Raw genomic sequence first — 1570 nt, 5'->3', positions numbered from 1 at the left:
CGCCGGACCCGCTGGAATTCCAGCCGGTCCGGCGGCCGAGGACTTTTTCCTACCGTCACCCGATCCCGCGCACCCGCTCCCACACCGCCGGGTCCACCGTCCCCACCCGACGCCGGAACCCCCGCACCGCCACATCCCGCAGCTCGTCCGTCTCCAGGAAACTCGCCCGCCCCTGCGCATCCCCCACCGAACCCGGCGGCAGCGCGATCACCCCGGGCCGCTCCTCGTGATGCTTGCTGGTGATCTTCGCGACGAGCGCCGCACCGCCCCGCACCGACAGCACCAGACAGGGCCGGTCCTTCGCGCCGGGCCCGTCCTCGTACGGAACCTCAGCCCACCAGATCTCACCCGGCCGCGGCGCCCGCTCCGGCTGCCCCCGCGGACCTTCCCGCCTGCCCGGCGGACGCGTCTGCCGCGCAGAACGCCCACCGGGGCGCTGACGCCCCCGCCCGAGCCTCCCCCGCCCGTCGGCGATCGCGGCAATGAGAGCGAGCAGTACGACCACGGCCAGAGCCGGCCACCAGGACATGTCCATGCCCCGACGGTACCGGCGTCCCCGCCGGCCCGCTCTCCGCACCCGCCCTCCGCACCCGCTTCCATCGAACCGGTGACAGAGCAGGTGAGTTCGCCCACAACGGCAGGCCTCGGAGGAGCGACCAGGTGTTTCGCGCCTTACGCTCAACAAATCGCACGAACCCTCCCCGCTCCCACGTCTCGGAGGTTCACGCTCCATGAAGCTCACCGTCGTCGGCTGCTCCGGCTCGTTCCCGTCCACGGGTTCGGCATGTTCGAGCTACCTCGTAGAGGCCGACGGCTTCAGGCTGCTCCTCGACATGGGCAACGGCGCCCTCGGTGAGCTGCAGCGCCACGTCGGTCTCTACGACCTCGACGCCATCTTCCTCAGCCATCTCCATGCCGATCACTGCATCGACATGTGCGCGTACTTCGTCGTCCGCTACTACCGGCACGACGGCGGACGCCCCGCGTCCATCCCGGTCTACGGCCCCGACGGCACCGAACAGCGACTGACCACCGCCCACGCCGACACCCCGTCCGACCGGTCCATGAGCGAGGTCTTCGACTTCCACACGCTGAAGCCCGGCTCGTTCGACATCGGCCCCTTCTCGGTCCGCACGGAGAAGGTCTGCCACCCCGTCGACGCCTTCGGTATCCGCATCGAGCACGGCGGCCGCACCCTCGTGTACTCCGGCGACACCGGTGCCTGCGAGGCGCTGGACGAACTTGCGGAGGGCGCCGACCTGTTCCTCTGTGAAGCATCGTTCGTCTACGGCAAGGAAGACATTCCGGACCTCCACCTCAACGGCCGCGAAGCAGGCGAGATCGCCGCACGCGCGAAGGTGGGACGGCTCGTCCTCACCCACATCCCGCCGTGGACGGACGCGGACCGGAACCTGGCCGACGCCCGCACGATCTACCGCGGACCGGCGGAGCTGGCAGTTCCGGGCGCGGTCTACGAGATCTAGGGCGTGTGTCGGAAGTCCCGCCTGCCCCGCGACGCCCGGCACGCACGACGGAGCCCCCACCTTCCCCGGGCGGAAGGTGGGGGCTC

At 70.6% G+C, this 1570-nt stretch carries 2 protein-coding genes; one reads left to right on the top strand and one right to left on the bottom strand.

Features of this window, described 5'->3' with window-relative positions; genetic code table 11:
* Positions 1-55: 55 nt before the first annotated feature.
* A complete protein-coding gene (locus ACFU6I_RS48660; RefSeq protein WP_384381030.1) occupies positions 56-535 on the bottom strand; it encodes a type II toxin-antitoxin system PemK/MazF family toxin in 480 nt (159 codons plus the stop codon).
* Positions 536-731: 196 nt separating this feature from the next.
* Here ACFU6I_RS48660 and ACFU6I_RS48655 point away from each other — a divergent pair, with 196 nt between their 5' ends.
* On the top strand, positions 732-1484 hold the full coding sequence (locus tag ACFU6I_RS48655) for an MBL fold metallo-hydrolase (protein ID WP_384134762.1): 753 nt from the start codon (positions 732-734) through the stop codon (positions 1482-1484).
* Positions 1485-1570: the final 86 nt, after the last annotated feature.

Origin of the sequence: Streptomyces sp. NPDC057486, assembly GCF_042802415.1 — a bacterium.
GTDB classification, from domain to species: Bacteria; Actinomycetota; Actinomycetes; order Streptomycetales; family Streptomycetaceae; genus Streptomyces; species Streptomyces yanii.
Note: the sequence above shows the minus strand (reverse complement) of the source record. Positions and strands in the feature narration are given on the sequence as shown.

What these genes read in the sequence shown, in the direction of transcription:
- ACFU6I_RS48660 (WP_384381030.1), bottom strand. Translation starts at nt 535, where the DNA reads ATGGACATGTCCTGGTGGCCGGCTCTGGCCGTGGTCGTACTGCTCGCT.
- ACFU6I_RS48655 (WP_384134762.1), top strand. Translation starts at nt 732, where the DNA reads ATGAAGCTCACCGTCGTCGGCTGCTCCGGCTCGTTCCCGTCCACGGGT.